The following is a 7,133-nucleotide window of genomic DNA, read 5'->3' as shown; positions in this document are numbered from 1 at the left end:
TTATAATTGTGGTATATATATCAAAGATTTGGTACTGCCACCACGGAGGAGCTACACCATCATTGCATTGCGCAACCGCCTCATTATAGAACTAAAAACAATACATGCAAATGATGATATAGATATATCAATAAAAATCCATTAGCCAATCAATAGATTGAGATAATAGACAATAACCATCTGTGGTTAAAATTGATTCAGGATGAAATTGGAAACCCATCACATAATTTTGATCATCACGCACAGCCATCGCCATATTATTCACAGAAGCATTGATTGTTAAAGCTTTTGGAATATTAACTCCCACTAAAGAGTGATAACGCGCAACACTCATAGGATTTGGTAAACCTTTAAACATTGCCTGCCCATCATGCTGAATGTTGGAGGTTTCACCATGAATATAATCATCTGCTGGAATGATTCTGCCGCCATATGTTTCGATGATAGCTTGATGCCCCAAACAAACACCTATCATCGGATATTTACCAATAGATGCTTTGATCACATCCAACATGGAACCTGCATCCTTCGGATAACAAGGCCCTGGTGATAAAAACAATAATGGATTTTCTGTTTGTGCTAATTTCTCTAGGAAAAATTCAGTGGATAAATTATTACGATAAATCTCAACGTTGTGCCCCATCGTTCTTAAATCATCCACGATGTTATAAGTGAAGGAATCAAAATTATCCATAAAAATAATGTTAGCCATTAGAATTTCTCCTTAGATTGATGCGCTTGTAAAATGGCATTCACCACTGAACGTGCTTTTGATTTTGTCTCTTCCATTTCTGAACTCGGATCTGAATTTTTCACAACGCCTGCACCTGCCTGCACTGTTGCAATCCCATCTTGTACAAATGCTGAACGAATCACGATGCAAGTGTCAAAATCGCCTTTGCCTGTGAAATAACCCACAGCCCCGCCATAACTGCCGCGTGGTACATTTTCATGTTCGTGGATTAACTGCATTGCTCTGATTTTTGGTGCGCCTGTTAATGTACCCATATTCATAGTAGATTGATAAGCATGGAAACAATCTAAATTATTCTTTAATTGCCCAACCACGCGAGAAACCAAGTGCATCACATAAGCATAGCGATCCACTTTGGTTAAATCAGCAACATGGCGTGATCCCGGCACACAGATTTTTGCTAGATCATTGCGCGCTAAATCCACCAACATAAAATGTTCAGATAACTCTTTTTGATCCGTTCTTAATGATAATTCCAAACGACTATCCAAATCACGGTTGATGCTACCATCTTTTGCAAATCCCCGCGGGCGCGTGCCCGCAATTGGGTAAAGCTCCACTTCATTGCTATTTTTTGTATATTTCAAAGCACTTTCTGGCGATGCACCAAAGAGTGTAAAGTCCTGATCCTGCATATAGAATAAATAAGGGCTCGGATTATTTTGCTTCAATTGTAAATAGGCTAAAAATGGCGATGGACACTCTATATAAAATTGACGAGATGGCACAACTTGAAACACATCACCTTGCTGAATATAACCTTTTAAAGCTTTAACTTTGTCACCAAAATCATCATCTGCAATATTCGTTGAAACACTGCTTGATTCATTCTTGAATTGATTTTTTTCAATTATTGAGATGGGTTCATCATATTTTACTAAAAGCTTTTCATGCTGTTTTTTTATAGTTTGATAGATTTGAGATTCCGTATCATGATTTGTAACCAAAGAGATTAATTTGCTCTGTTTTGTTTGATGATCCAATGTAATCATGTGTTCTGCTATATAAAATGTGTAATCCGCACATTTTTTTGCAAAATTTTCCTCAGCCACTGGTTCAAATAAATATGCTAATTCATAAGCGAATAAACCTGTCATTAATAGTTCTTCTGGATTAGTGAGATTTTCTTGTGCGATCGTTAATAACACACGCAAACCATCAAAGATTGATAGTGAACAGAGCTTTTCATCTTCTGATAAACCATCCTGAATTTTAGGAAAAGTTGCCTGCAAAGTTGTGCCATTAAGCTCAACCTTTACCTTCATGGATGATAGTGTTTTCTGAATGATGGGCAATAAATTTAGTCCATTTTCTGTAAGTGCTTTATAAGTTACCAAGTGGTTATTGGCTGTAATTTTAACGGCAGATTCGATCACCAATAAGCTTTTTAGATTCTCTTTACTATTCACATCTGCTGATTCTAGTAGCAATGTATTGGCTTTATTTTCGCAATAATGATGAAACAACTCTGCAGGGTTATCTTGGTAATTCAGCACCGTTTGTAAACTTGAAAATGCATCGATCATAAATTTTCCTTTGTGCAAACATAATTTAGATATAAAAAAACCCGCCATTAGGCGGGTTTTGATTTGTTCTTCTTGAAACTTTATTGAAAAACAGACACAGCCGAACCGCCCGAAGTAGGGAGTTCTTGCCACCATGTTGTATTCATCATTGTTTGTGTCATTTCAAATAAAGTCTATTAGTTAATCATTCGTTTAGTAGACACTGATCGGAAATAAAAGTCAATAATTTTTGTCATACTGCCTATTCGGCAGTTAACGATCAGTAGGTTCAGTTGGTTTATCTTCAGGTTTTCTAAGCTGCCTATTCGGCAGTTAACCGAAGCATCAGCACCAGCTCGAATGCATGTTTTTTCTAAGCTGCCTATTCGGCAGTTAACGTGTACGATATACCGAACAATTATTACACAAATTTCTAAGCTGCCTATTCGGCAGTTAACAGCGAATTGAAGCGATTGTTCACAATCATATCTTTCTAAGCTGCCTATTCGGCAGTTAACCGTTGGTGTTGGCTCAGGATTTACTGAATTTTTTTCTAAGCTGCCTATTCGGCAGTTAACGGCTCTTTGTATTCTTCATTACTAGTTAGTACTTTCTAAGCTGCCTATTCGGCAGTTAACCATGCAAACCACCAACTGACTGTGCATTATTTTTTCTAAGCTGCCTATTCGGCAGTTAACCAGATGCAAATAGCTCTATTATTTTTAGTTATTTTCTAAGCTGCCTATTCGGCAGTTAACTGTCTTTTATTGCTATTTCATCAAAAAATAATTTTCTAAGCTGCCTATTCGGCAGTTAACGTAGCACCGCTAGCTGGCTCTTTCAGACTCATTTTCTAAGCTGCCTATTCGGCAGTTAACCAACTGATGCATCCACCTGCCAAACATGATTCTTTCTAAGCTGCCTATTCGGCAGTTAACAGTGCATTTTAGTATAAAAAAACTTGTAAATACAAATATTTCCATATATTTTACACTTTAATACCAATCATTTTTACCATAGATATAACCAATTGATTTTATTTAATTTTATTAAGATTCTAAAATTATTCATTAAAATTTTGGTAAGTTACCATATCAACTTAATAATCATGTAATCTTTATCATGGAGATATAATGTGGGATCCATTAAACCCAATAAAAATTTTCAAGAATTTATAGATACCAACAAATTTTCAAAGTTTCAATGGATGATTTTTGCCGTTTGCTTTCTAGTTGCATTGCTAGATGGCTATGATACGGTCGCCATTGGCTACATTGCGCCTAGCTTAATACAAGAATGGGGCATTCAAAAGCCTGATTTAGCAACTGCAATGAGCGCAGGCTTATTTGGTATTGCGATTGGTGCAATTGGCTTTGGGCCACTGGCTGATAAACTCGGCCGTAAAATCATGTTGGTGATCTCCGTACTAGTCTTTGGTATTGGCACATTCATCTCTGCTTACAGCCAAAACTTGTTACATTTAGAAATCATGCGCTTCATTACAGGTGTTGGTTTAGGCGCGGCTATGCCCAATGCAGTGACGCTTTTAACAGAATATTGCCCAAGCAAAAGAAAATTCTTTTTAGTGAATACAATGTTTTGTGGCTTCCCTGTGGGTGCGGCGTCTGGTGGATTTTTAGCTGCGTGGATTATTCCAGAATTTGGTTGGCAATCTGTTCTCTTTTTGGGTGGAATTGTCCCCGTAATTTTGGCAATCTTTTTAATATTTTTTGTGCCTGAATCTGCTCGCTATTCTATCAATAAAGGCTTATCACAAAAAAAAATCAAAGCAACACTATCTCGCATTTCAGCAACTGCTAAAGATTACTCAAGTTTCTATTTATCAGAAAATAAGACTGCTATCGCAACCAATAAATCAGAGGGGATTCGCGTAATTTTATCGAAGCATTATGCGATTGGTTCTGTGATGCTTTGGATAACATATTTCATGGGTTTGGTAATTTTCTATGGCGTTTCCAACTGGATGCCAACACTATTCACAACAGCTCATATTAGCGGTTCACTTGCTGCCATTGTGACAGGATTATTTGCATTAGGCGGTTTAGGTGCGATTGCCAATGGTTGGTTAATGGATCGTTATAATCCAAGTTTATTGATTGCAACATTCTTTGGTTTAACATTCATCACAGTCGGCGCTATTGGTTATGCCATCGATTTGGGTACGGCAGCATTAGTATTCATTACAATTGTTGCAGGCATTGTGATGAACACAGCACAATCTTCTTTACCATCTTTTGCGGCAAGCTTTTACCCAACCGCAGGCAGAAGCACAGGTGTTTCTTGGATGCTCGGCATTGGTCGATTCGGTGGCATTGCAGGATCATATTTGGTGGCAGAGCTCATCAAAAGAAATATGGATTTACAACAAATTTTTATTGTATTAGCGATTCCCGCAGTGATTTCCACATGTACATTATTAGTGATCTATTTAAAATATTTTACCAAAAAGAAGAATGAAGTGAGTGAAGAAGTTTATAACGTTTAACTCATTCAGTAATCCATAACCTATGAAAAGCATGAGAAATTTTTCCATGCTTTTTTATTTTTCTATGGTATAGTTATTTCTGATTTTAATTTTACATCATTTCTATCAGGAGGCAGCATGGCAATCGTTTCATACAATGCAAAGCATTTGCAACGCTCTTTTATGCCATGTGCACAAACTCCGCCATCTCCTGTTTCAAGTGTCGTTCGCGCTGTTGTTGTCAACGCTGTGGTCAAATCCGTAGTCGTTAACTCAGCGGTTGTGTAACCGTTTAAAAAATTTCATTCTTTTTTAAAACTTGAACTTGCTTGATCTACAAGCAAGAGGATTTTGTATGAACATTAAAAATTTATTTGCGTCATCTGGCGCTGCTATGGCTTTATTCGTCCTTTTATGGGGAAGTGCTGCAATCTTCACACGCTGGGGATTAGATAATACATCCGTTTTTGTTTTACTCATTTGGCGTTATGCGATTGCCCTATTCGCTCTAACATTACTTGCCTTCAAAACCAAAGTTTGGCTCCCCGATTTAGGCACAAGAAAATATGTTTTATGCACTGGCGCACTGTTAATTGGCGCTTATTCCATCTGTTATTTCCAAGCGATGCGTTATGGTATGACACCGGGATTATTGGCAACATTGTTAGGTGCACAGCCAATTTTAACATTGCTATTATCTGAACGAAGATATTCCCCAATTCGTTTAATAGGATTGCTATTAGCCTTCATTGGTTTAACACTTATTGTATCAAAAGGCTTAAGCACAGATGGTTTAAGTACATTGGGATTATGGTACGCAGGCGGTGCATTATTGTGCATTACGATTGGTACATTAATGCAAAAACGCATCAAGCAAGCACCGCAGCAAATCTTACCATTGCAATATGCGATTACTTTAATCATGTGTTTAGCATTTTTGCCCACAGAAGAGATTCGCAATACTTTCAACTTTGGCTTTTGGGTACCTGCTTTATGGCTAGGATTAATTATTTCAGTGGTCGCTCAGCTATTACTTTATAAATTAATCCGCACAGGCAATGTCGTAAACATCACAAGTTTGTTTTATCTTGTACCTGTTGTAACGGCAATTTTGGATTACATCATCTTGGGTAATGCAATGTCTGCCGCGGCAATACTTGGTATGTTTTCAATCATTGCGGGTATTATTTTAGTTTTTAGAAAATCATAATATTTAAATTTTATTTAATCTCTCGCCCAGAGGGCGAGAGATTAGCTCGATCATTATGCATCAGTTAGTGAGTAATGCTTCTTTACTTTTCACGCAATAGAAACTGTAATAACAAACACACACATATAAAATCACAAGTGTAGCAATGGCTAATTCCACATTGGCTAAGATTCTTAATTGATGGCTCATTTTCACTGTTAATTCATGTGCCTTGGCTAAATCTGCCAATTTGTATAAAGCCGTTGCACCAATTACTAATGGGAATGTAAAAGCTGCAAATCCCGGTGTGAAAGGTAATCTCACCAATTTCAACAGTGCGCAGTACACAATAAATGTCATCAATATCGCAACACCCAATAAAATTGCAATGATCAATAAAGATGGTTCTTTCACGACATTCAAATAACCCGCCAAAGATAAACTTGCTGGCGCTGCCAAAATCGCAATCGTTGGCTTTGCTGCATCGGGAATTTCTTTCACAAAGATTAATCGATAAATCACAAGCGGCAACATAATGGCATAGCAACTTAAGCCAATCACTAATAATATAATCGCAATGCCGTAATATTCAGGACTCGGGCATGTCACATCCGCAACGATCAAACCAATCGGCGGAATAAACCAACTTGGCACAATATGCTGAATCTCAAAATTTTTAACTCGGTGATAAACGAATATCATTAAAAACAGACAATGAATCACAATCGCAGTAAGCCAAATGAATACGCCCAAACTTGGTAAATGATCACCAACCATTTTAGAAATCACCATGCTTGCCATCGCAAATGTTGGCAAAATGCTACCCAACACAGGATGCTTTAAATCATTCCATAAAGTATCAGGATGCAGGATAAAACGGCCAAGCAATGCAACGATCATCACAATTGCGATTATCGAACCCATCATTTGCCCATAGCCTTGCAATGGCAATGCATTTTCCATGCACCAGCCTAAGCTCGCTATCCCTAAAGCTAATCCACCAAGTGGCGTTGGCAATTCTCTGATTTGTTGATGAAAGCGTTTCATATTTTTACCCTATTTTAATCCTACAGTGCAACTTAGTTCAAATTTTCTCTCTCGAACTTGATTTTAGTGATACTGTTATGTTTAGTATATCGAGTTATTTTAAACAAACCGTTTAGAGAAACTAAACATGAATATTACAATCAAACAACTTAA

The 7,133-nt window shown here is 37.3% G+C and carries 5 protein-coding genes and 1 CRISPR repeat array; of the genes, 2 read left to right on the top strand and 3 right to left on the bottom strand.

Translation table 11 applies throughout. The annotated features are described in order from the left end of the window. Window positions 1–127: 127 nt before the first annotated feature. Together BZK14_RS10530 and BZK14_RS10525 are read right to left on the bottom strand one after the other, a co-directional pair. Window positions 128–712: an aminodeoxychorismate/anthranilate synthase component II gene (locus BZK14_RS10530; RefSeq protein ID WP_077926452.1), complete on the bottom strand. Its 585-nt coding sequence runs from the start codon at window positions 710–712 to the stop codon at window positions 128–130. After that, complete coding sequence (locus tag BZK14_RS10525; protein WP_077926451.1) at window positions 712–2,280, bottom strand: anthranilate synthase component 1; 1,569 nt, start codon at window positions 2,278–2,280, stop codon at window positions 712–714. Before BZK14_RS10525 ends, BZK14_RS10530 begins: the two co-directional genes overlap by 1 nt. Before the next feature lie 229 nt (window positions 2,281–2,509). Next, a CRISPR array of direct repeats spans window positions 2,510–3,197; the repeat unit is 28 nt; unit sequence TTTCTAAGCTGCCTATTCGGCAGTTAAC. A 197-nt stretch (window positions 3,198–3,394) separates the two neighbouring features. On the opposite strand from BZK14_RS10525, the gene BZK14_RS10520 reads away from it, so the two are divergent. Both BZK14_RS10520 and BZK14_RS10515 read left to right on the top strand, forming a co-directional pair. Next, window positions 3,395–4,765 (top strand): MFS transporter, encoded by a 1,371-nt coding sequence (locus tag BZK14_RS10520; RefSeq protein WP_245831314.1) that lies wholly within the window; start codon window positions 3,395–3,397, stop codon window positions 4,763–4,765. A 334-nt stretch (window positions 4,766–5,099) separates the two neighbouring features. Then, on the top strand, window positions 5,100–5,954 hold the full coding sequence (locus tag BZK14_RS10515; protein WP_077926450.1) for a DMT family transporter: 855 nt from the start codon (window positions 5,100–5,102) through the stop codon (window positions 5,952–5,954). A gap of 60 nt (window positions 5,955–6,014) precedes the next feature. On the opposite strand, the gene BZK14_RS10510 is transcribed toward BZK14_RS10515, so the two are convergent. Next, the gene (locus BZK14_RS10510) at window positions 6,015–6,980 is read right to left on the bottom strand and encodes a TDT family transporter (RefSeq protein WP_077926449.1); all 966 of its coding nucleotides are present in this window, start codon (window positions 6,978–6,980) and stop codon (window positions 6,015–6,017) included. Between the last annotated feature and the right edge of the window lie 153 nt (window positions 6,981–7,133).

It is taken from the genome of Wohlfahrtiimonas larvae (assembly GCF_002006755.1).
GTDB lineage: Bacteria > Pseudomonadota > Gammaproteobacteria > Cardiobacteriales > Wohlfahrtiimonadaceae > Wohlfahrtiimonas > Wohlfahrtiimonas larvae.
Note: the sequence above shows the minus strand (reverse complement) of the source record. Positions and strands in the feature narration are given on the sequence as shown.